Here is a 23,480-nt window from a genome sequence, read left to right as displayed (position 1 = left end):
CATTTTACATTGAAGAGATAAGATTCTATAGAATAGCAAAACCGAAGAAAAATATTCTTCGGTTTTTTTATGCGAGTAGAATTTGCTACTTTCAAAAAATAATCATTAGTAAGTGAGTAGATTAACATACATACGTATATTCTTCATTTTAAGTTGTATTGTATGCACACTCAAAACAGCTGCACAAGAAATTACTTTATTTCAACAATTCAATGGTAGATATGATTATACAGCATTAGGAAATACATTAAATACAGCCGAAAATGGTCCTAATGGAGCGTGTGTTATTAATACAAGCTCTAGTGCAAGCTTGTTTCTTACTCCTAATCAAACAATGATTGCTGCCTATTTATATTGGGCGGGTTCTGATAATGGTGATTTTGATATTGAATTGAACGGAATTCCTGTATCTGCAGAACGTACTTTCAGCGATAGCTTAACTGGAAATAGAACATTTTTTGCTGCTTTTGCCGATGTCACCTCTATTGTTCAATCTCAAGGAAACGGTATTTACACTGTAAGTGAACTAGATTTAACTTCTATAATAGCTCCTTATTGTCCTACAGGTACGAATTTTGGAGGTTGGGCCATGACAGTAATCTATGAAAACCCTGCATTACCTTTGAATCAATTGAATGTGTACGACGGCTTGGAAAGTGTGCCCGATCAATTAGAAATTACACTAGAAAACCTCAACGTTTTTGATAATATGGGCGCCAAAATTGGATTTATTGCTTGGGAAGGCGATCAAGCATTGAGCGTTAATGAATCGTTACGCATCAACGGATCGTTAATCTCTAATTTCCCTTTAAATCCAGCGACGAATGCGTTCAACGGTACAAATAGTTTTACAGGTGCTTCTGACTTGTATAATATGGATATTGATTTTTATAATATTCAAAACTACATCAATATAGGCGATACAGAAGCTACTATTTCATTGACTTCTGGACAGGATTTTGTAATGATTAACAATATCATTACGGTATTGAACAGTCAATTGCCAGATGCTACCGTGGTTATTGATCAAATTGGTAGTATGTGCGATTCTCGCGAATTGAACGTTACATATACCATTTTTAATACTAACAGTACTGCAGCACTTCCACAAGATACTCCAATTGCTTTTTATGGAGATGGAATACTTCTCGGGAGTGATGTAACACAAAATGCACTTCCTATAGGCGGGAGTATACAACAAATGATTGCTTTGGTAATTCCAGCAACGATTCCTGATTCTTTTGTACTAGAAATTGTAGTAGATGATGATGGCACAGGAACAGGAACTGTGGACGAAATTAACGAAGACAATAATTCTGCGATAGAAAATTACGTTCTTCCTATTTCTCCTGAGATTCCAAATTTGAATACTCTTTCACTTTGTGATAATAGCGAAATTTTAAGTTTTGATTTGACTGTTCAAGAAAGTCTATTTTCAGAACCTTCACTTACATTTGAATATTACACAAATCTTACACATGCTACTAATGAAACAAACCCTATAACAAATCCTGAAAATTATCAACCTTCAAACTTTCCAGCAGAAATTTTTATCCGAGTTACAAATACAATCACTTTGTGTCATGCTATTGAAAGTTTTGAATTAATTCTTTTAGATAGTCCAACAACAAACCAAGCCACTGATTTAGAAGACTGTACAATTAACACAACAGCATCTGCTCCGTTCGACCTAACTGTAAATGAAGCTTTTATCAATACTGATGCCGATATCATTTTTCGCTATTTTGAAACCTTAAATAGTGATGGAACTTTTGCTGATGAAATCACAGAGCCGACTCATTTTTTTAACAATAGCAACCCACAAACTATTCATGTAAGTGTTTTAAATTCAAATGGTTGCTCAGAAAATATATCATTTAATATCAGGGTAATAAATTGCGAAATTTATATTCCAAGTGGCTTTTCTCCTAATGATGATGGTAAGAATGATGTATTCAATATTTTAAACCTTGAAGCACATCCCAATCATGAACTATTGATTTACAACAGACTTGGCACATTAATATTTGAAGGAGGTAGAAACGAAACTCCTTGGAATGGATATGCAAACAAAGGATATCCCACAGGCCAAAAAATGCCTACAGGTACTTATTTTTATGTCCTATATTTAAATGACATTCACACCATTGCTACTCCTCTCCTATTACAGCAAACGTATATTGGCTGGGTGTATTTACAAGATAATTAACCATTCTTACTGTAAATATCACTGATTTTCTGTATTTTAGTATATGAAGACTGTAGCTTTCAAAAGAAAAAGCATGCACTAAAAATTGTTTTTTGCGCGTTAAATTATGTATATATTTGTTGCAAATTTTATCATGACAATATAAAAACCTTTGGTGGTAGTCTGCCCAACTAACATCAAGCATTGTCATACATGCGACTTAACCCCATTCTTATGAAAAAAGTATTTTTCACACTCTTTGCTTTGTGTACCTACCACTTAGTTTTAGCCCAACAAGTAACCACAAACGAATCACTTTCGCTACAACAACTTGTTGAACAGTTAGTTCAGGGATGCGTTGAAATTTCTAATGTTTCTTCTTCTGTCAATGGTTCTATTGATGGTTTTGCTAGTTATGGAGCTTTTGAACAAGCAAGCTCTAATTTCCCTTTCTCAAATGGTCTTGTACTTACCTCTGGACGTGTTTCAGATGTTGGAACTCCTGTAAACACAATGCCTCTCAATAGCGGAACTACCAATTGGGGAACAGATCCCGATATAGAAACAGCTCTTGGTGTTATGAACACCTTAAATGCAACCTCTATCGAATTCGATTTTATAGCAGTAACCAATCAAATTAGTTTCAATTACTTATTAGCTTCTGAAGAATACTTTGCAGACTTCCCTTGTCGTTTTTCCGATAGTTTTGCTTTTTTAATACGCCCAACAGGAAGTACAGTGCCTTATACAAATATTGCTGTGGTCCCTGGAACAACTATTCCTGTTAGTACAAGTGTAATTCATGATGAAATTGTTGGGTTTTGTCCTGCTGAAAATGAAGAATATTTTGCAGGTTATAATTTAGGAGATACAAATTACAATGGTAGAACAACAGTTTTAACAGCAACTGCCAACCTTATTCCTAACCAGCAATATCACATTAAATTAGTTCTGGCAGACGGTACAGACCAAAATGCAGATTCTGCTATTTTTATTCAAGGGAATAGTTTCAATGCAACAGTTGATCTTGGTCCAGATATTACTACTTGCGCCAACTCATATATGTTAAATGCCGATATTGGGAATCCACTAGCTACCTATCAATGGTTTCGAAATGACGTTCCTATTCCTGGCAGTATAGCTTCCACACACGACGCCACAATAACAGGTACTTACAGAGTAGAAATAACCATTCCTGTAGGAACCGAAACCTGTGTAATTGAAGACACTGTAGAAGTAACACTAAATGCTGCTCAAACGGCTGGCCCTGTAACTGACTTTGAACTATGTGACGATTCTTCTCAAGATGGAATAGAGAACTTTGATTTAACAATCAAAGAACCTGAAATACTTACCACAGTTCCTCCCGCAAACTATAGTGTAAGTTACCATCCTACCCAAGATGATGCCAACAACAATACAAACCCCTACCCTTCAACACTTCAAAATACAACTTCTCCTCAAGAGATTTTTGTACGCGTACTAGATACAGATAATGGTTGTTTATCTTATACCAGTTTCAATCTTATAGTTAATGAGCTACCTACCGTTAATGCTCCAAGCTCTATTGATGCGTGTGACACAGATAGTGACGGAATTACTCAAATATCGCTTACGGTAAGAGACGATGAAATTACGGGTTCAAACCCAAATTATGGAGTTAGTTATCATTACACACAAAATGATGCTGATACCAATATCAATCCAATCATTGGAGATTACACAAATACATCTCCTACTGATACTTTATTTGTCCGTGTAGTAAATACACAAACAGGCTGCGTTAACTTCACTACACTTACGATTAATGTAGATATAGCTCCAATGCTTACCCAACCTGATAGAAATATAATTGATGCCTGCGATGCAGATCACGATGGATTTGCTACGTTTGACCTTACAAATTATATAAACGAAATAACCGCTAGTTTAACAGGTGTTACAATTACTGTACACACTACACTGGAAGATGCTACAAATGGCACCAATCCTATTCCTGATATTTCTGCGTTTGACAATACCAATCCTGAAGAACAAACATTATATGTACGAGTAGAAAGCAATAACTCTAACTGTTTTTCATTAACGCAATTTGCAGTACACACAAATGCTTTATTAACTGCTACAAGTATTGGAAACATCAATCGTTGTGATGATGTTAGCAATGATGGAGTTTACCAATTTAATTTTCAAAATATTTTGGCAACCCTTCAAAACAACTTAGATTATGTTGGCATTGATTTTTACCTTTCTGAAGATGATCGTACAAATGGAATCAATGCAATTGACATTACAGTTCCATTCAACAACACTTCAAATCCACAGGAAATCTTTATAGCGCTCACTGATATAGAAACTGGCTGTACAGACACCAGCGAGATTGATTTAATCGTAAATCCATACGTACAAGCACCCAATGTAGGTACATTAACAGTTTGTGACACCAATTCAAATGCTATTGCATTGGTTGACTTAAATATATTTACGCCTGATATTGTTGGTACAAATACCGAATTTGCAGTTGCCTATTTCCTAACAATTAACGATGCGAATAATGCAACAAATCAAGTCACAAATCCTATTGTCAACTCTTCCAATCCGCAAGAAATATTTTATAGATATAGAAATGTAAACACAGGCTGTTTTGACGTTTCTTCTTTTATGATGGAAGTATTACCAGCTCCTGATGTTTCACAACCAAACACAATCTTAATTTGTGATAATGATACTGATGGAATTGCTGATGCAGACTTGACCGCAAGTCTATCTGAAATTATTACAGACTTAAATAATATAAACATTTCATACCATGTGAGTGGTGGTGATGCAAATAGTAATTCCAATCCAATTCCAGATCCAACAGTTTATAACACGGCAACAACTTCTACATATGTTCGTGTAGAAAACGCAACTACAGGTTGTTTTGCAATTGTAGAATTGCCTATCATAGTAAATACAGTTCCCGAAGTAGTTGCCACAGATATCTACCAACTCTGCGAAACGGATACAGATCAAACAGAAAATTTTATCATGCAAACTAGAGATGATGAAATTTTGAATGGCCAAAGCGATATGACCGTATTATACTATCCAACTGCACAAGATGCCTTGGATAAAACAAACGAAATCGACAAAACACAACCGTACGCTAATCAAACAAATCCACAAACGATTCACGTACGTATTGAAAATGATACCGATCCAAATTGCTTTGCTGTTTCTGACTTTGTGATTCAAGTAAGTCCTGCTCCATTGTACAATGAACCGACCGACATTTTTGTTTGTGATGATGTGAGTAATGATGGTGTTGACACCTTTGATCTCACCGAAAAACAAACCGAAATAAGTGCTGGAATTCCACAAAACTTGAACATCACTTTTCACACGTCATTTGACGATGCTTCGAATGATAGCAACCCAATTCCGACAACATTCACAAATACCACAAATCCACAAGCTATTTATGCTAGAATTACAAATGATTCTGATTGTTTCACTGTGGTAGATTTTGAAGTGAATGTAATTCAAGTACCTGAAACCAATCCTGCGCCAGACATGACCGCTTGCGATGTCAATCATGATGGCCAAGTTCTTTGGGACTTAACCGAAGCGGAATTCTCAATATTAAATATTCGCCAAGATAACGTGGTCATCACCTATCACGAAACGCAAGCAGATGCTGATAGTGGAACAAACGCAATCCCCGATCCAACAAACTATACCAATAGTAGCAATCCACAACCTATTTTTGTTCGATTAATCAACACCATTTCTGGTTGCTATGTAATCATTCCTTTTACATTGCACGTAAATTTACCTCCAGTATTAAATAATGTTCCACAAGCTACCTTTTGCGAAGCAGAACAACCTGGCACCGTTGATTTACGACAGATTGATGCTCTTATTATTGATGACAACACCAATGTTTCTATTTCGTATCACAACACTTCCTTAGATGCAAACGATGATACAAACGCTCTTCCAGATATTTACAACTTTGCGTCCAATCCTGAAACGATTTTTATTCGTGCAGAAAATGATACCACAGGTTGTTACTACGTGCAAAGTATTGAAGTAGTAATCAATCCGAATCCGATTGCAAATCCAGTAAATAATTTGGAAGCATGTACAGATGATAATGCCAATACCACACAAACCTTTGACTTAACTCAGCAAAATGCAGCTATTCTAGGCTCGCAAAGTGCAGCATTGTTCACAGTGAGTTATCATGTAAGTATTGAAAATGCTGAAGATGATGTAAATCCGCTTCCTCCATTGTACAATGCTTTTGACGAGCAAATTATCTACGTCCGTGTTGAAAACAATACAACAGGTTGTTATGCTACCTCACAATTTATGACGATTATTCATCCATTACCAGAAATTGACATTCCAAACGATATTACTTTATGCTTAAATGACTTGCCACTAACTGTAACTGCTGGTTCTGACATAGGCAACACTTATTTGTGGTCAACAGGTGAAATGACCGCTTCCATTGATATTACATCTATTGGGACATATTCGGTTACAGTAACAAATATTTTTGGTTGTTCACAATCTGCTAGCTTCAATGTAAACGAATCTGAATTGGCTACAATTGTTGATGTAGAAACCGTTAATTTTTCAGACAATAATACAATTACCGTAACGGCTACTGGAAATGGCGATTATTTATATTCCTTAGATGGCGGAACACCTCAAATATCTAACATTTTTGAATATGTAGGTCCAGGCTATCACCTTGTAACAGTTTCTGATAGTAATGGTTGTGGTTCAGTCAGTGAAGAAGTCGTTATAATTGATTACATCCAATTTGTCACTCCAAATAATGATGGCTACAATGATACTTGGCATATTATAGGCATTGAAACATTACCGAAATCCGTAGTCTATATCTTTGATCGCTATGGGAAACTGCTCAAAACGTTGCGTGCAAATGATCCAGGTTGGGATGGTACGTATAGAGGTCGAAAAATGCCTTCGAGCGATTATTGGTTTTTAGCAGAAATTAAAGACGGGCCAAATTCTTTTGATGTAAAAGGACATTTTACGTTGAAACGATAACAGCTGATTTCTTTTCCGTATTTTTGTAAGACACAGCGTTAAGGATTGAGGCATTGTTGGAGCTCCTCCTTTTTTTCAAAGGAGAGCGACTGCTAAAAGCCTGACCACAAAAGTGCATTGAGGTACTCGAAATACACTTTTGCGGAAACGCCCAAACAGGAAAAAGAAAGAATATCCATGAAGTTTAAAATCATCTCTGACTTTGCGCCTACGGGCGACCAACCGCAAGCTATTGATCAATTAGTAACTGGAATAAAATCGAGAGAAAAGTATCAAACGTTACTTGGTGTAACAGGTTCTGGTAAAACATTTACCGTTGCTAACGTAATTGAAAAAGTAGAAAAACCCACGCTGATTTTAGCTCATAATAAAACCTTGGCAGCACAATTGTATTCGGAGTTCAAACAATTTTTTCCAGAAAATGCGGTAGAATACTTTGTATCGTATTACGATTATTACCAACCTGAAGCGTACATTCCAACATCTGGAACCTATATTGAAAAGGATTTGTCAATCAATGAAGAAATTGAAAAACTTCGGTTGAGCACCACTTCTTCCCTACTTTCAGGGCGTCGTGATGTAGTAGTGATTGCCTCAGTTTCATGTTTGTACGGTATTGGAAACCCTGTGGAGTTTCAAAAAAACGTCATCAAACTGCATCGTGATCAAGTAATCTCTCGCACAAAATTACTACATCGTTTAGTACAGAGTTTATATTCAAGAACTACGGCAGATTTTCTTCACGGTTCATTTCGTGTAAAAGGAGATGTCGTTGATGTATATCCTGGGTATGCAGATTTTGCTTTTAGAATTCACTTTTTTGGAGATGAAATTGAAGAAATAGAATCTTTTGATCCGGGAACAAATACAGTTTTAGAAAAATACTCACAACTCAATATTTATCCTGCCAATATGTTTGTGACTTCGCCAGATGTATTACAAAATGCAATTCACCAAATTCAAGAAGATTTAGTGAAACAGGTAGATTATTTCAAAGAAATAGGCAAACACTTGGAAGCCAAACGCTTGGAAGAACGCACCAATTTTGATTTGGAAATGATTCGCGAATTGGGTTATTGTTCTGGCATTGAAAATTATTCTCGTTATTTAGATGGTCGCGCACCAGGAACACGTCCTTTCTGCTTGTTGGATTATTTTCCTGATGATTATTTGATGGTTGTGGATGAAAGTCACGTAACGGTTTCGCAAGTGCATGCGATGTATGGAGGTGATAGAAGTCGTAAAGAAAATTTGGTAGAATATGGTTTTCGCTTGCCTGCCGCTATGGATAACAGGCCATTAAAATTTGAAGAATTTGAAGCAATTCAAAATCAGGTAATTTATGTGAGTGCGACACCTGCAGACTATGAATTACAAAAAACAGATGGAATTTATGTTGAGCAAGTTATTCGGCCAACAGGTTTACTAGACCCAATCATTGAAGTGCGTCCAAGTTTGAATCAGATTGATGATTTAGTAGAAGAAATCCAAGTCCGCGTGGAAAAAGATGAACGTGTTTTAGTAACTACGTTGACTAAACGTATGGCAGAAGAATTGACCAAATATTTATCGCGAATTCAAATTCGCTGTCGTTACATTCACAGTGACGTAGATACGTTAGAACGTGTACAAATTATGCAAGACTTACGAAAAGGATTATTTGATGTCCTGATTGGTGTGAATTTATTGCGGGAAGGTTTGGATTTGCCAGAAGTCTCCTTAGTAGCTATTTTGGATGCAGATAAAGAAGGTTTTTTACGTTCCAACAGATCACTGACACAAACTGTAGGTAGAGCTGCGAGAAATGTAAACGGAAAAGCGATTATGTATGCTGATAAAATTACCAATAGCATGCAAAAAACCATTGATGAAACAGCTTATCGAAGAGAAAAACAAATTGCGTATAATACGGAAAATAATATTGTTCCTAAAGGTCTGAACAAATCTCTAAACAATGCGCTTAGTAAAAATGAAAGTTTGGCTTGGGAAAACGAAATCGAAACGAAAAAAGCAGCCGAACCAGATTTAGAATATCTATCGAAACAAGATATCGAAAAAATGATTCGAGAAAAGCGCAAAGCCATGGAAGCAGCCGCAAAAGAATTGAACTTTATGGACGCTGCAAAATATCGTGATGAAATCAAAGTACTTCAAGAAAAACTATAATGATTAAATTTATAGATAAATTAGGTGTTCTCGGTCAATTAATCTATTTAGTTATCATTGGAATCGGTGCGTTCTTAATCATTTCGGGCGTGTATTCATATACTATTGAATGGAAGTATATCATTGTAGGTTTGATGATTTTAGTTCCCCTTTTTTTACTCTTAAAAGAAAAGTTGAAAATGGACGAAACTGAATCCAAAAACAAAGGTGCTTATGAAAAATATGTGAAAGAATTTAAAGCATCCGCTGATCGTATAGTAATTTTATTGGATGAAGCTCATATTATAGAAAATAAACGCTATCAAACTGTTAATGTAGTTGAAGGAAATGGTGCAGCTTTGAACGAAATTGCTGGGTACGGTCATCTCAACGAAGAGAAGATTGAGCATGTATATTGTAAAGTTACGTTTAAAATAAATTATCACGATACAACCATTACAGTGAAACATACTATCCACAAAGATGAAACAACGGTTCGGATGTATTTTTACATGCAAAAAAGTACAACTTTATACATCAACCCTTATGATGTTGACGAATTTTATTTGGATATGGAATTTTTAGATAAAACTTAGTACTTACGACTGTAAGTACAACTCTAAAGTTCCCAACCCTATGGATTGAGTTGTACCATCATTTTTGACATACGAACGCACGCCAGAAAGCACAATTGAATTTGTTTTAGTATAAAATCCGTTCCAAAAATCAACAATACAATACGAATAAGCATCTGGTCGAACCGAGACTGTGAAGTTGATACTGAAAGGAGCTGTTCCACTACCTCCATCATTATTATGAACCCAAGCATAGCCTCCAATTTTTCCTGTAACCGTAATTTCTCCTTCAGGTGTATAATGATGAATATATGTTCCTTGTATCTGTCCGTTAGAAGGATCTGCACTTGTAATTGTTACTTCAAATGTATTGTTTGAAGGTTTGTAGGTACCATACACCGGAACTCTAGCCATACTTTGTTGTTTTTAGAAAATAGTAACTTTATAAAGGTACTAGAATAGCCAATGTGTACAATGCGTAAATTCTCTAAAAATTGAAAACAGGTAAAACTGCTTGCTTTTATAATTATTAGCATTCATCGATAGTTTTGTTAATAAATTCCCAAACTTTATGTTGAATTGCTCATAAAAAGTTGCTTTTTGGATTTTATATGTATCTTCGATTTTGTTTGAAAAAATATCCACCGTGAAGTTTTATTTTACCTTACAATGCAAAAGAATATATCGTCATATAGATGAATTTGGTATCATTCCAATTGTAGGATTTGCTATCATCATAGCGCTTTTCATTGTAGTATCGCAGCGCATTTTTCAAAATTTAAGCAATGCGTCTTATTTTTATGTAGGGATTGGTGTCGCTTTTAGTATTACTTTCTTATCTACAAAACGCATTACTTTTTTAAAAATGACATTTCCTAATCGTTCCTTTCATTACATACGAATTCTTGAAAACACATTATTAGCACTCCCTTTTAGTAGTTTTTTAATCTACAAGCAGGCTTATATTGAAGCGTTATTACTTCATGTTCTTGTAATAGTAACAGCTTTTTTCAAAAATTTTGAAGTAAAAAACAGAACCATTCCTACACCTTTTGGCAAAAAACCTTTTGAATTTTCTATTGGTTTTCGAAAAACCTTTTGGGTATTTCCTATTTTATACACCTTTGCTTGTATAGGTTTATACGTTGCTAACTATAATTTGATTGTTTTTAGCTTAATCGCAGCCTTTGTATGTTGTATGTCTTATTATTCAAAGCCAGAACCTTTATTTTACGTGTGGATTTACAAAAAAACAACCAAAGCTTTTTTACTTGACAAAATAAAAACAGCGTTCCTTTTTTCCACTTTTTTACTATTTCCCATAGTCATTTTGTTATTTATCTTTTCTGTAAAAAAAATAGATACTACTTTAATATTCTTGGCAATAGGATATGGTTTTATGGTATTGGCTGTTTTAGGAAAATATGCTAATTACCCTTCTAGTGTTCCAATATTTCAAGCATTTACCTTAGTATTTAGTTTTATGTTTCCGCCTTTATTAATCCTTTTTATTCCGCTAGCATATCATCGTGCTACTAAAAATTTAAATTCTATACTTTCATGCTACGCATAGAAAAATTATCGAAATCTTTTGGTAAAAAAACCTTATTACAATCCATTTCACTTCAGTTAAAATCAGGTGAAGTTCACGGAATTGTTGGAGAAAATGGTGCTGGAAAAACCACTTTTTTTAAATGTATTGCTCAATTAGAATCGCATCAAGGCTCTGTTGTATTTTCTGATGCTTCTCAAACTCCTTCAATTGGTTTTTTAGAAACCAATCCGCAGTTTTTATCAAAAATGACTGGAAAAGAGTATTTACAATTGCTCTGTAATGCGCGAAATATCAACGCTGTAAATTTTGATGACAGCAATCTATTTGATTTACCTTTACAACAGTATGCTTCAACCTATTCAACAGGAATGAAAAAGAAGCTTGCTTTAACAGGAATCCTATTACAACAAAACGATATTTTCATTCTTGACGAGCCATTTAATGGTGTAGATATTCAAAGCAACATACTCATTAAAGAAATTATCAAAAAGCTGCAAGAAAAAGGTAAAATTATCCTTCTTTCTTCACACATATTTACCACATTACAAGACACTTGCGACTTTTTACACTACTTAAAAGCAGGAAAAATCGAAAAATCTGTTGAAAAAGAAAAATTTCCATTCATCGAAGAACTTATGAAAGACGCGGCTTTACACAACAAACTACAGAAATTTAATATTAAATAATTGTAACTATTCAAAAAAAATCGCACCGCAGGTCGGGCGCATACGAAATGATAGTATCTTTGTAACATTAAAACAATTATTTAAATTTATTACAATGAACAAAGGAACAGTTAAATTCTTCAACGATACAAAAGGATTTGGTTTTATCGTAGAAGAAGGTTCAAACAAAGAACATTTTGTGCACATCTCTGGATTAATCGATGAAGTTCGCCAAGGTGACGAAGTAGAATTCGAATTAACAGAAGGTCGCAAAGGCTTAAACGCAGTGAACGTGAAAGTGATTTAATATTATATATATATTTTATTCCTTAATGAAGTAAAAAGTCTATCAAATGATAGACTTTTTTTATACAGAAGTATTTCATAATTCTCCATATTCTTTTCCTAAAATAAGTATCTTTGTTGTATGGCACTAACAAATAATGACATTTTCAAAAAACTACGTGTAGCACACAAACTACGCGATGAGGATATTATCAAAATTCTAGAACTAGTTGATTTTAGAATTTCCAAAAGTGAATTAGGTGCTTTTTTTAGAAGCGAAGATCACCCTAAATATAAAAATTGTGGAGATCAAATTTTGCGTAATTTTCTTAATGGGTTGGTAATTCACTTACGTGGACCAATGCCAAAAAAAGAGGCAAAATCAACTTCTAAGCCAGCCACTTCTAAGCGTAAACAATAAACTACTCCTCACGCAAAAGTAATTTGCAAGTACGGAAATGTTTTTATAGCTTCATGGTCTAATATACCAAACCCATGAAACCATTTTCTCTTTATCTAATAGTTAGTGTATGTTGCTTGATACTTTCTTGTAAAAGCGAAATACAACTTCCCACTATTTCTGACCAATTTAAAATAACACAAGAAGGTCTTTCCTGTAATCACATTGTTATGGAAAATTACTCAGGTGTTGTAGATGCCTCAGAAGCGATGTATGGAGAAAAGATTACCTTATTTTATAATGATATGAGAGGGTTTACGTTGCAGGATGGTAAGGCACATCCAAATATGGACATTTATCTTATTGATAAAAAAGGAGATACATTATTGAAGCAAGAAAATTTATTTGAAGGTGTTACAGATGGTTATAAAGAGATAGATGGAAAACTTATCTTACACAGCGATGTAACATTTGCGCGTCCGCTACTTCCTAATAACACCTATAGAATGCATGCTCATATCACAGACAAAAATAATAGCGATGCTTTTTATCATGTAGAACGGAATTTTTCAATCACTCATGATCCTGAAATGAACGTCAAAAAAGATGGTATTAGCTACGATATTATGTACATCTACTCCATGGATCGAAACCTATCTGTGATAGATCACAAAATTTCAGTAAATGAAAAAGTTTATCTTCTTATGGAAGGTTTGGAAGGCTATGAAATTGACGAAGAAGGAAAAGCTGATATTAGTGCAAATATGAGTTTAAAACATGCTGATGGAACAATTATTACCGAGATTAAAGATTTGTTCCCTAATAAAGTTTCTGCCAAAGACTTGAAAGAACAATTATATGCTTCAATTATCATTACTGAAAAAGAAACTGGAGAAGAACCTGTGACTTGTACCTTTCAAATGAAAGATAAAATTTCAGGGAAAAGCTTAGAAACAAACTTCAAATTGTACGTACACTAGTAAATAGATAACATTTTATAAAAAGGGAAAGACTCATCAATTTATTTGACGAGCCTTTCAACCATTAATTAACTAACCAATCCTAAATAATTATTATGAAAATTTGTTACGAAATTTCGATTAAGCGTTTAGGCTTCACTTTATCCTCTTCACGTTTCGGTAAGGTAACATTCAAAATTCCGTTTGTATACGTTGCATTGATGTGCTCTTTATTCACCGTTTGTGGTAATTTAAAAGAACGCTTGAATGCTGAAAAACTAAACTCTCTGCGTGTATAGTTTTCTTCTGTTGTAGTTTCTTCTTTTTTATCTTCTGTACTAATAGTTAGTACATCATGATCTAATGACAATTCAAAATCTTCTTTTGCTTTTCCTGGCGCTGCTAATTCTAACGTAAATTCATCCGTTGTTTCTTTAATATTTACAGCAGGCACATGCGTGTTTGAATTTGCAATTCCTCCAAACCAATCTGTTTGGAATAAATCGTCAAAAATTGATGGAAAATCTGCGTTTCTTCTTTTTACTATATTCATCTTTAAAGTCTTTTAATGTTTAAAATTCAGTTTTGTTATTCAAATACGACTTGTATAAGGCAAACAGTATTCCAAATGAATTTTAATGACAATTTGTCATTACTGCTTAATAAAACAATGACAAATTGTCAATTTTATTTAAAATAGTACGACATACTGACGATTTAATGCTGAAAAAATAAACCTTTCGTAGATTAAAAAGAGAGAGATAAGTGTAATTTTTATTTGATTCCATAAAAAAAGACCTTTCTAAAATAGAAAGGTCTTTTACTATATAAATTGAAAGTGTCTAAATATATAACTGTGTCTTTATGCTAAAACAGCTTGCACTTTATCGGCAGCTTCTTGGAATTCAACAGCAGACTCTACCGCCAATCCTGAATTATCAATCAGTTCTTTAGCAATATCTGCGTTTGTTCCTTGCAAACGTACAATAATAGGAACTTGAATAGCATCTCCCATATTTTTGTACGCATCAACTACTCCTTGTGCTACACGGTCACAACGAACAATTCCACCAAAAATATTAATTAAGATTGCTTTTACGTTAGGATCTTTTAAGATGATTCTAAATGCTTCTTCAACACGTTTTGCATCAGCAGTTCCTCCAACATCTAAGAAGTTTGCAGGTTCTCCACCAGCCATTTTAATCAAATCCATTGTAGCCATTGCCAAACCAGCTCCATTTACCATACATCCTACATTTCCATCAAGGTCTACATAATTCAATCCTACTTCTTTAGCTTCTACTTCAATTGGATTTTCTTCACGAAGGTCGCGCATTGCTGCATAATCTTTATGACGGAATAATGCGTTATCATCTAAGGTAACTTTTGCATCTACTGCCATAATCTTATCATCTGAAGTTTTCAATACAGGATTGATTTCAAATAATGATGAATCAGAACTTACATATGCCTTATATAAAGCGGTAACAAACTTTGTCATTTCTTTGAATGCCGTTCCGCTTAAGCCTAAATTAAAAGCTATTCTTCTTGCTTGGAAAGGCAATAAACCTTGAGCAGCATCTATTTCTTCTGTAAAAATTAGGTGTGGAGTTTCCTCAGCAACAGTTTCAATATCCATTCCTCCTTCTGTAGAGTACATAATCATATTACGTCCTGTAGCTCTGTTTAATAACACAGACATGTAAAACTCATTTGGCTCACTGTCACCTGGATAGTATACATCTTCTGCGATTAATACTTGGTGTACACGTTTCCCTTCTGCAGAAGTTTGAGGCGTTACCAAATCCATTCCAATAATTTGTCCTGCAATCTCTTCTACTTCTTGAAGATTCTTGGCAAGTTTAACACCGCCACCTTTTCCACGACCACCTGCATGTACTTGTGCTTTGATCACATGCCATCCAGTTCCCGTTTCTTCTGTTAGTTGCTTTGCTGCTTCAACAGCTTCTGCTGGTGTTGTCGCTACTTTTCCTCTTTGGACGCGTACGCCAAAACTTGCTAATATTTCTTTTCCTTGGTATTCGTGTAGATTCATTTTACGAAGTTTTTTATAAAGCACAAATGTAAAAAATCAATAGCACTAAAACCAATTAATTTTAAGGTTTAGATAGAATGCAAAAAAAGCGAGCCTTTTGTGCTCGCTTCGTTATAAAATTAGCTACTATCTTTCACATTTTTGTGTGGCTGGTCGAATAGGTTCTTGGCAATGTTGTAAACAACTTACACATGTGCAAGTACTTGCTGTTGGTTGATCGGTTGTAAAATCACCCAACCCACCTCGCTCTTTTTGTAATTCACTGATTTTACACTTGTTTAATGCAAGTGATCGTAGATTTCTTTTTTTCATGATTTTAATTTTTACAATTATTCTTACAAGATATAACAACTATTGCAAAAAGAAAATATACATGCACTACGACTTACACGCTCACAAGGTAAATAGAATCTTTTTTTTGTTTCAAATATAACTTTTTGTGTGTTTTTTATATTTTTTAAATCATTTCTTTATTGTAACTTCATTTTACTATAGTTTTGACATCCAAATTTATACGAATGAATACTTCAGATTTATTACATATTGCACAAACGTATGGAAGCCCTACATACGTGTACGACGCAGAAAAAATTAGTTCTCAATACGAACGACTAACCAATGCTTTTGCGTCTGTTCCTAAAATGAAATTACATTATGCAGTTAAAGCACTTTCAAATGTGTCTATTTTGAAACTAATGAAAAAACTTGGTGCTGGACTTGATACTGTTTCTATACAGGAAGTACAACTTGGACTTGCTGCTGGATTTGATGCAAGTGAAATCATGTACACTCCAAATGGTGTTTCATTGCAAGAAATTGAGGAGGCAGCTCAACTAGGAGTACAAATTAATATAGATAATTTATCTATTCTAGAGCAGTTTGGGAGTAAGCATCCTAAAATTCCAGTTTGTATACGCATCAACCCACATGTGCTAGCGGGTGGAAATCACAATATTTCTGTAGGACATATTGATTCAAAGTTTGGTATTTCTATCCACCAAGTTCCGCACGTATTACGTATTGTTGAACTAACTGGAATGCACATCAATGGAATTCACATGCATACTGGAAGCGATATATTGGATATTGATGTTTTCTTGTATGCTTCTGAGATCTTATTCTCTACAGCTACACATTTTAAAGAACTTGATTTTATTGATTTTGGCAGCGGATTTAAAGTTCCGTATAAAAAAGATGATATTCAAACCAATATAGAAGAATTGGGTGAAAAATTAAGTAAACGTTTCAATGAGTTTTGCCATGAGTATGGAAAACAGTTGTCACTCAATTTTGAGCCTGGAAAGTTTCTTGTAAGCGAGGCGGGTTATTTTTTAACAGAGGTTAATGTTGTTAAACAAACAACTTCAACTGTTTTTGCTGGAGTTGACAGTGGTTTTAACCACTTAATCCGCCCTATGTTATATAATTCTTATCATCATATTGAAAATATTTCCAATCCAGAAGGTCGTGAACGCTATTATTCGGTTGTAGGATATATATGTGAAACTGACACGTTTGCCAATAATCGTAGAATTAGTGAAATCCGAGAAGGTGATATTTTAAAATTTAACAATGCTGGCGCATATTGCTTTTCAATGGCGAGTAATTACAATTCACGTTATCGCCCAGCAGAAGTACTATGGTATCAAGGAAAAGCACATCTCATCCGAAAACGTGAAACACTAGACGATATTTTGAGAAATCAAGTAGATATTGATTTTTCTCCTGTGAAAAAGAAAAAAAATATTCCTAAAGAAGTTTAGGTTTAGCTTAGTGTTGGAAAGTGTCTGTACCTTCAGACACTTTTTTTTATGATTTTATTTTTTTCAAAAACGCATCTAATTCAGTTGGTTTTTGAGTTCCAATGAGAAACTTTTTACCATTTTTGAGTTGTATAGCAAGTCCTTTACTTCCGCTTACATTATAAACTGTACCATAGGAAGTCCACAAACGAATTCCCCAGCCTCCAACAAATCCATAATCAATCACATTGACACTTTCAATAGTCTGCCATGATACATTTTTTCTAACAAAAGGAAAGTATCTCATCCGAATCCCTGTATGATCAATTGTGGTTTCTAAACGTAAAATTCCAAAAAGCACAATTACAGCCGCTATAATCAAAGAAAAAGTGATAAGTCCTCCATCAGACATTGGCTTGCTTCCAAATTCTTCCTTTAAAATTAGTTGTTTGTATATCCCTATTGCTGGAAAAACACCTATCCCAACAAGCAAAAGCCAGAGCCACCATTGCCCAAACTTTTGTCTTTCATTAAATTGAGAAATCATAGTGGTTAAAGATACTCATTTTACGTTTTTCAATTAAAAAAAGTATCTTGTAAATAGATTTTCGAAATTATTTTATGAAAAGGCTTCTCTGTTTGTTTGCAATTGTATGTGTAAGTTGTCGTGGCGAACGACCAACTTCAGATCCTATTGCCTATGCACTTTCTTCTGACTCTGAAAAAATCCAACTCGTGTTGAAAAATTTGAAATCGCATGAAATTCAAATCATGGTAACCGATTCAAAAGGAAATGATTTTAGTTTTCAAGTAAATGATCAAATGTATTTTTACCCTGCAAGTAGTGTAAAATTCCCAGTTGCATTACTCGCATTAGAGAAAGCACAAGAAATCCCGGAGATTGATAGCAACACATTATTTTCTGTACACGGTGATTCTGTCAAAACAACCATTCGAAAAGAAGTGCAGAAAATTTTTGCTATAAGTGATAATGAAGCTTATAATCGGTTGTTTGAATTTGTTGGAAAAGATGAAATCAATACGAGATTACATTCCAAAGGACTTAACCTTGTCCGTATTTCACACCGATTAGACTCCAACAACCCTTATTCTGCACAAAATAAAGTAGTTACGTTTTTTAAAAATAACCGTATTATCTATCAACAAGAATCAATACAAAACAGTTCTGTACAACCGCTTGCGCTTCTTAATGTTACGAAAGGAAAGGGCTTTTACAGAAATGATTCGTTAATCCAACACCCCATGGATTTTTCAAGAAAAAATTATGTACCTATCACTACACTTCATGAAGTAATGAAACGCATTCAGTTTCCCGAGAAGTTTTCACAAGAAAAAATATTTAATATTTCGCAAAGTGATCGCCAATTTTTATTAAAAGTTATGCAAGAAACCCCGCAACAGCAAGGTTTTAACAATTTGGAGTATTATGATAGTTATGTAAAGTTTTTCCTTTTTGGCGATACTCAAGAAGCTATTCCATCCTATCTAAAAATATATAACAAAGTTGGCTATGCTTATGGATATTTGACTGATTGCGCATATGTAGTTGATGAAAAAAACAATAGCTCATTTTTTATTACAGCTACTATTCACGTTAATGAAAATCAGTTATTTAACGACGACACTTATGAATATGATGAAATTGGTATTCCGTTTTTAGCCGAATTAGGTAGACAAGTACATCAGTTTTATGTATCAAAAAACAATTAGATTATGAGGTATTTATATTTTTTATATTTTTTTCAGCAAATTTCCATGAAACGACTTTTCTTTTTTTTACTGCTATGCAACACAATTAGTGTGTTTTCTCAAGATACTGAACCACAAGAACCTTTTAATTATTGGGAAGTTGGTTTGTATACAATGAATCAAAATTTAGATATTGAAAATGTCAAAAAGGAGCTTAAAGAAATTTATCCAACGGCTGATTTTATTACCGAATTACCTAAAAAAGTAGACCAAACATTGATTTATATGAAACCTGTAAGCGATGTGAGTAAAGAATATCCTGTGTATGGTATAGAATACCTCAACTATTTTGCAGACGGTTTTACGCAAGCACAAAAAGAAAAACTCCTAACTACAAAGAATGCCTTAATCTGTGTTATTTTTTATAAGAATGATGCTTTTTTACACACTAAAAAACTTAGTCAATGGGTTTACACTACACTTAAGGATACTGATTTTGTTGCTTATGATGGAGAAAGTAGAGAGTATTTTCTTCCCGACACATGGAAAACAAGGCGTGCAGAAGCATGGCAAGACACTATTCCTAATATTTCCTACCAAACTACTGTACATTCCTATCGTAAAGGAGATTATTGTCGTGCTATCACTTTAGGCATGCAACGTTTTGGCTTGCCAGATTTAGTTATTGAAAATGCTGCTTGTTCAAGTACAAGTGTTGCTAATGACTTACTAATCATTACAGCGCAATTGATGGCAGAAAGACCAGATTTTGACACAAACAATTTTGTAATAGATTTAGATGCCATTCAAAACAATAGTTTGCAAAAAGATGTACAAGAACTCATATTTGAAAATGCAACTAAAAAAGCAACGATTCGTTTTAAAGAAGCAACTCGTGACGAAGGAGATCCTTTTAATTTATTATTAGAGATAGATTTTGAAAATGATAATTATACCAATGTACAAGCCTATCAAGATGAAATCTACCGAAAAGTTTTTGGATTTAAAGACGAACTTACTTCAGTGGCTCATAATGAAGAAATTATCGCAGCGAGTGAACGTGCTAAAAAGCGTTTGCCTTCCATGAAAAAAATATTCAATAATGGACTAGAAGCAAATTATTCTTTGTTACTGAAAGCTCCTTTCAAAACGGACGATGGTAGTAATGAATGGATGTGGATTGAAGTAGTTACATGGAACGAAGATACAATAGAAGGTATTTTACAGAATGAGCCATATTATATTAAAAACTTAAAATCTGGAACAAAAGTTAAAGTCAAACAAGCTGATATTTTTGACTATATTTTACAAAAACCCGATGGTTCCTATGAAGGAAACGAAACTGGACGCTTAATTCAAAAATATGGGAATTAAACTCCGCATCAGCTTTCTACACATAACTTTACCTACTTCTTTATTCTAAAAGTACTGGTTTTATATTTTAAAATTGTTAGAAACAGTTGTTACACTTTCTTTAAATTCAGAAATCATATCTTCTACTACTTTGGCTGCAGGTTTGATATCATGTATCAAAGCTGATACTTGACCAATTTCTAATTCTCCTTCAATTAAATCTCCTTCAAACATTCCTCGCTTCGCTCTCGCTCTACCCAATAATGTTTTGAGTTCATCAATACTTGGTCCTTTTTCGTATAAACTTTCCACATCATGGTAAAATTTATTTTTTAGCAATCGAACTGGAGCCAATTCTTTCAAGGTTAACTTAGTGCTCCCTTCTTTTGCTTCAACTACTTGTTTTTTGAATTCAATATGAGAAGAAGCTTCATCTGTAGCCACAAATCGGCTTCCTACTTGTACGCCATCAGCTCCTAACACCATAGCGGCCAACATCGCTTTTCCACTTCCTATTCCTCCGGCAGCAATTAGCGGAATCTCTAATTTCTCTTTAACAGTTGGAATCAACGTTAATGTAGTAGTTTCTTCACGGCCATTATGCCCTCCTGCCTCAAAACCTTCTGCGACAACAGCATGCACTCCAGCTTCTTGCGATTTTAAAGCAAACTTTGAACTGCTTACCACATGCGTCACTGTAATTCCATTTTCTTTTAAAAAGGGCGTCCATGTTTTTGGATTTCCAGCAGACGTAAACACAATTTTCACCCCTTCTTCAACAATAATATCCATAATCTCTTCAATGTTTGGATACAACATTGGAACGTTTACTCCAAACGATTTATGGGTTGCTTTTTTACACTTTTGAATGTGTTCTCGCAATACATCTGGATACATTGAGCCAGCACCAATTAGTCCTAATCCTCCCGCATTACTCACAGCAGAAGCTAAACGCCAACCGCTTGCCCAAATCATACCTCCCTGAATGATTGGATAGTGTATATTGTATAATTGTGTGATTTTGTTGTGTTCGAATAAGTTCATTCGTTTATTGTTTTATCAATTTTTTAGTAATGATTTTGTTGTCTGTTTCAATTTGTAAAAGATACATTCCTGTTGCCAATTTACTAACATCTATAAGTTGAAGTGGAGAAGTAGATTGGAAGCTTTGTACTGTTCTTCCAAGTACATTAATGAGTGTAATTTTTGCTTGCTGTATGGTTGCAGGAATTTTAACATGCAAAGTTGTTTTCGCAGGATTTGGGAAAAGTGTAATTTTTTCTTCAGTACCATTTTCAACAATTGCCAATGTTTGAAACGCCAATTCAAAATTTGGAATTCCATACCCTAATTCTGTGGTAGGATTTGTATATATAGAAGCTGATTCGCGTACAATTTGCATTAATTCTAAATTCGTTTTGTTAGGAAACGCTTGTACCATACACGCCATAGCACCCGCAATAATTGGCGACGAAAATGACGTTCCATTCGACGTTACTACGCTTCCGCCAGAACTTACTACATACACACTTGCTCCTTGCGCTACAATGTCAGGCTTTACAGGAATGTTTGGCACTCTACCTCTTGAACTGAATGAAGCATAGTTTCCGCTAGCATCGACAGCTCCAACAGTAAAAACATTTCCATCTGCAGGAGCAGTAATAATTCCCCAAGTTCCATCATTTCCTGAATTCCCTGCAGAATTAACTACCAAAATCCCTTTTTCAACAGCTATGTTTGCTCCTCTTGTAATAAATGCTGTATTACCATCCATGTCATTCGTTGTATAATCATAGCGACTTTCGTCAAAACGATTGTAACCCAACGACGTATTAATTACATCAACACCAAGGCTATCTGCTCGTTCGGCAGCTTCTACCCAATACGATTCTTCTACGGGTGTTTCAGTAGCTGCATCTTCTGTTCTGAATAGATAATAACTTGCATCGGGCGCTGTACCTACAAATTGTCCATCAATATACGCCGCCATATCCGACAGTACATTTGTTCCATGACTGTTTCCTGTGTAAGCATAAATATTTGGATTTCTATCTACAAAATCATATCCATTAAGTAAATCTCCATTGTCTCGCAAGCGTTGAAAAGCAGCCATTGTGTTTACATTTGGAAAACCACTATCCATTACTGCTACTGTTACACCTTCTCCTGTATAGTCAAGTTCGTGAAGCTTTTCAACTTTAATCATAGTCGCTTGGTTGGAGCTATTTCCATAGTTATACACAACTAGAGTCTCTAATTTTTCAGCGGTTTGCTTAACAGTTGTAAAGGCAACAGATCTATTAGCCGTATTCAAAGAATGATCAGCGTATATAATTTCATTAACAAATGTTAGATTTAATAAATTATCAATATCTGTTTGTGTTCCGAGCACATGAATACAGTTGAACCATTTCGATTTTGCTTTTACAGTAATTCCTGTTTGTGCTTTTACTTGTGAAATATAAGTTTCGTTTACTGGAACATCTCTTTCATCAATTACGATTCCGTGATTGTTTTTGCGGTCAATTGCCTTTTGCGTAAGGATTGTTGAAGGGTTTGCCAACGCATTTGCCACATTGGGTTTATCTGTAAAATATACCCATGCATGTTCCGTTTGCGCTATACTAAGTTGTGAAATTAAAAGAATAACAAGTATTGTAATTTTTTTCATAAGCTTCTTTTTTACTTCCACATTTATTTTTCTTGATTAAAAAATAGATTTCAGTATAGTGATTCTATATATCATAAGTTTACACAACTTATTTGTATTGATTTTTCAT

19 protein-coding genes are annotated in these 23,480 nt (G+C 34.4%); 12 read left to right on the top strand and 7 right to left on the bottom strand.

From position 1 onward, the window contains the following. Nucleotides 1–112 precede the first annotated feature (112 nt). From AA088_RS15480 to AA088_RS15465, 4 genes are all read left to right on the top strand, one after another. On the top strand, nucleotides 113–2,209 hold the full coding sequence (locus AA088_RS15480) for a gliding motility-associated C-terminal domain-containing protein (protein WP_064972175.1): 2,097 nt from the start codon (nucleotides 113–115) through the stop codon (nucleotides 2,207–2,209). Between the two features lie 213 nt (nucleotides 2,210–2,422). Next, nucleotides 2,423–7,255 (top strand): T9SS type B sorting domain-containing protein, encoded by a 4,833-nt coding sequence (locus AA088_RS15475; protein WP_046745938.1) that lies wholly within the window; start codon nucleotides 2,423–2,425, stop codon nucleotides 7,253–7,255. Between the two features lie 177 nt (nucleotides 7,256–7,432). Then, nucleotides 7,433–9,421, top strand: coding sequence for an excinuclease ABC subunit UvrB (uvrB, locus tag AA088_RS15470; protein WP_046745937.1), 1,989 nt, complete (start codon nucleotides 7,433–7,435; stop codon nucleotides 9,419–9,421). After that, complete coding sequence (locus AA088_RS15465) at nucleotides 9,421–9,996, top strand: hypothetical protein (protein WP_046745936.1); 576 nt, start codon at nucleotides 9,421–9,423, stop codon at nucleotides 9,994–9,996. The genes uvrB and AA088_RS15465 overlap by 1 nt, the downstream gene beginning before the upstream one ends. 3 nt (nucleotides 9,997–9,999) lie before the next feature. Here AA088_RS15465 and AA088_RS15460 read toward each other — a convergent pair whose 3' ends face one another. Further along, a complete protein-coding gene (locus tag AA088_RS15460; RefSeq protein ID WP_046745935.1) occupies nucleotides 10,000–10,389 on the bottom strand; it encodes a hypothetical protein in 390 nt (129 codons plus the stop codon). A 232-nt stretch (nucleotides 10,390–10,621) separates the two neighbouring features. Between AA088_RS15460 and AA088_RS15450 the strand changes: the two genes are divergently transcribed. The 5 genes from AA088_RS15450 (at nucleotide 10,622) to AA088_RS15430 (ending at nucleotide 13,860) form a co-directional block, all read left to right on the top strand. Then, complete coding sequence (locus tag AA088_RS15450) at nucleotides 10,622–11,548, top strand: hypothetical protein (RefSeq protein ID WP_157547268.1); 927 nt, start codon at nucleotides 10,622–10,624, stop codon at nucleotides 11,546–11,548. After that, nucleotides 11,536–12,216 carry an ATP-binding cassette domain-containing protein gene (locus AA088_RS15445; protein ID WP_046745932.1) on the top strand — a complete coding sequence of 227 codons (681 nt, stop codon included), beginning with the start codon at nucleotides 11,536–11,538 and terminating at the stop codon, nucleotides 12,214–12,216. Before AA088_RS15450 ends, AA088_RS15445 begins: the two co-directional genes overlap by 13 nt. Before the next feature lie 94 nt (nucleotides 12,217–12,310). Next, nucleotides 12,311–12,502 (top strand): cold-shock protein, encoded by a 192-nt coding sequence (locus AA088_RS15440; protein ID WP_046745931.1) that lies wholly within the window; start codon nucleotides 12,311–12,313, stop codon nucleotides 12,500–12,502. Nucleotides 12,503–12,622: 120 nt separating this feature from the next. Next, complete coding sequence (locus AA088_RS15435; RefSeq protein WP_046745930.1) at nucleotides 12,623–12,901, top strand: DUF1456 family protein; 279 nt, start codon at nucleotides 12,623–12,625, stop codon at nucleotides 12,899–12,901. 209 nt (nucleotides 12,902–13,110) lie between these two features. Beyond that, complete coding sequence (locus tag AA088_RS15430; RefSeq protein ID WP_046745929.1) at nucleotides 13,111–13,860, top strand: hypothetical protein; 750 nt, start codon at nucleotides 13,111–13,113, stop codon at nucleotides 13,858–13,860. Nucleotides 13,861–13,966: 106 nt separating this feature from the next. On the opposite strand, the gene AA088_RS15425 is transcribed toward AA088_RS15430, so the two are convergent. The 3 genes from AA088_RS15425 to AA088_RS15415 all read right to left on the bottom strand — a co-directional run bounded on the left by AA088_RS15425 (nucleotide 13,967) and on the right by AA088_RS15415 (nucleotide 16,207). Further along, nucleotides 13,967–14,392, bottom strand: a complete 426-nt coding sequence (locus AA088_RS15425; protein WP_046745928.1) for an Hsp20/alpha crystallin family protein — start codon at nucleotides 14,390–14,392, stop codon at nucleotides 13,967–13,969. Nucleotides 14,393–14,701: 309 nt separating this feature from the next. Further along, nucleotides 14,702–15,895: an ADP-forming succinate--CoA ligase subunit beta gene (gene sucC, locus AA088_RS15420; protein WP_046745927.1), complete on the bottom strand. Its 1,194-nt coding sequence runs from the start codon at nucleotides 15,893–15,895 to the stop codon at nucleotides 14,702–14,704. 126 nt (nucleotides 15,896–16,021) lie between these two features. Continuing rightward, on the bottom strand, nucleotides 16,022–16,207 hold the full coding sequence (locus tag AA088_RS15415; protein WP_046745926.1) for a hypothetical protein: 186 nt from the start codon (nucleotides 16,205–16,207) through the stop codon (nucleotides 16,022–16,024). A 206-nt stretch (nucleotides 16,208–16,413) separates the two neighbouring features. Between AA088_RS15415 and lysA the strand changes: the two genes are divergently transcribed. Next, nucleotides 16,414–17,658: a diaminopimelate decarboxylase gene (lysA, locus tag AA088_RS15410; RefSeq protein WP_046745925.1), complete on the top strand. Its 1,245-nt coding sequence runs from the start codon at nucleotides 16,414–16,416 to the stop codon at nucleotides 17,656–17,658. Nucleotides 17,659–17,704: 46 nt separating this feature from the next. Here lysA and AA088_RS15405 read toward each other — a convergent pair whose 3' ends face one another. Beyond that, nucleotides 17,705–18,184, bottom strand: a complete 480-nt coding sequence (locus AA088_RS15405) for a hypothetical protein (protein ID WP_046745924.1) — start codon at nucleotides 18,182–18,184, stop codon at nucleotides 17,705–17,707. 74 nt (nucleotides 18,185–18,258) lie between these two features. On the opposite strand from AA088_RS15405, the gene AA088_RS15400 reads away from it, so the two are divergent. After that, nucleotides 18,259–19,368 (top strand): serine hydrolase, encoded by a 1,110-nt coding sequence (locus AA088_RS15400; RefSeq protein ID WP_046745923.1) that lies wholly within the window; start codon nucleotides 18,259–18,261, stop codon nucleotides 19,366–19,368. A 45-nt stretch (nucleotides 19,369–19,413) separates the two neighbouring features. Beyond that, nucleotides 19,414–20,721 carry a DUF2314 domain-containing protein gene (locus tag AA088_RS15395; RefSeq protein ID WP_162199695.1) on the top strand — a complete coding sequence of 436 codons (1,308 nt, stop codon included), beginning with the start codon at nucleotides 19,414–19,416 and terminating at the stop codon, nucleotides 20,719–20,721. 60 nt (nucleotides 20,722–20,781) lie between these two features. On the opposite strand, the gene AA088_RS15390 is transcribed toward AA088_RS15395, so the two are convergent. Continuing rightward, the gene (locus tag AA088_RS15390) at nucleotides 20,782–21,744 is read right to left on the bottom strand and encodes an NAD(P)H-dependent flavin oxidoreductase (protein WP_046745921.1); all 963 of its coding nucleotides are present in this window, start codon (nucleotides 21,742–21,744) and stop codon (nucleotides 20,782–20,784) included. 4 nt (nucleotides 21,745–21,748) lie between these two features. Continuing rightward, nucleotides 21,749–23,371, bottom strand: coding sequence for a S8 family serine peptidase (locus tag AA088_RS15385; protein WP_046745946.1), 1,623 nt, complete (start codon nucleotides 23,369–23,371; stop codon nucleotides 21,749–21,751). Between the last annotated feature and the right edge of the window lie 109 nt (nucleotides 23,372–23,480).

It is taken from the genome of Kordia zhangzhouensis (assembly GCF_001005305.1).
GTDB classification, from domain to species: domain Bacteria; phylum Bacteroidota; class Bacteroidia; order Flavobacteriales; family Flavobacteriaceae; genus Kordia; species Kordia zhangzhouensis.
This window is presented reverse-complemented; position numbering and strand designations above follow the sequence as displayed.

Bases quoted from the DNA above. Each gene is read 5' to 3' on its own strand.
- AA088_RS15400 (WP_046745923.1), top strand. From the start codon at position 18,259: ATGAAAAGGCTTCTCTGTTTGTTTGCAATTGTATGTGTAAGTTGTCGT.
- AA088_RS15390 (WP_046745921.1), bottom strand. From the start codon at position 21,744: ATGAACTTATTCGAACACAACAAAATCACACAATTATACAATATACAC.
- lysA (WP_046745925.1), top strand. From the start codon at position 16,414: ATGAATACTTCAGATTTATTACATATTGCACAAACGTATGGAAGCCCT.
- AA088_RS15385 (WP_046745946.1), bottom strand. From the start codon at position 23,371: ATGAAAAAAATTACAATACTTGTTATTCTTTTAATTTCACAACTTAGT.
- AA088_RS15435 (WP_046745930.1), top strand. From the start codon at position 12,623: ATGGCACTAACAAATAATGACATTTTCAAAAAACTACGTGTAGCACAC.
- uvrB (WP_046745937.1), top strand. From the start codon at position 7,433: ATGAAGTTTAAAATCATCTCTGACTTTGCGCCTACGGGCGACCAACCG.
- AA088_RS15425 (WP_046745928.1), bottom strand. From the start codon at position 14,392: ATGAATATAGTAAAAAGAAGAAACGCAGATTTTCCATCAATTTTTGAC.
- AA088_RS15465 (WP_046745936.1), top strand. From the start codon at position 9,421: ATGATTAAATTTATAGATAAATTAGGTGTTCTCGGTCAATTAATCTAT.
- AA088_RS15395 (WP_162199695.1), top strand. From the start codon at position 19,414: ATGAAACGACTTTTCTTTTTTTTACTGCTATGCAACACAATTAGTGTG.
- AA088_RS15415 (WP_046745926.1), bottom strand. From the start codon at position 16,207: ATGAAAAAAAGAAATCTACGATCACTTGCATTAAACAAGTGTAAAATC.
- AA088_RS15405 (WP_046745924.1), bottom strand. From the start codon at position 18,184: ATGATTTCTCAATTTAATGAAAGACAAAAGTTTGGGCAATGGTGGCTC.
- AA088_RS15460 (WP_046745935.1), bottom strand. From the start codon at position 10,389: ATGGCTAGAGTTCCGGTGTATGGTACCTACAAACCTTCAAACAATACA.
- AA088_RS15475 (WP_046745938.1), top strand. From the start codon at position 2,423: ATGAAAAAAGTATTTTTCACACTCTTTGCTTTGTGTACCTACCACTTA.
- AA088_RS15445 (WP_046745932.1), top strand. From the start codon at position 11,536: ATGCTACGCATAGAAAAATTATCGAAATCTTTTGGTAAAAAAACCTTA.
- AA088_RS15430 (WP_046745929.1), top strand. From the start codon at position 13,111: ATGGAAAATTACTCAGGTGTTGTAGATGCCTCAGAAGCGATGTATGGA.
- AA088_RS15440 (WP_046745931.1), top strand. From the start codon at position 12,311: ATGAACAAAGGAACAGTTAAATTCTTCAACGATACAAAAGGATTTGGT.
- sucC (WP_046745927.1), bottom strand. From the start codon at position 15,895: ATGAATCTACACGAATACCAAGGAAAAGAAATATTAGCAAGTTTTGGC.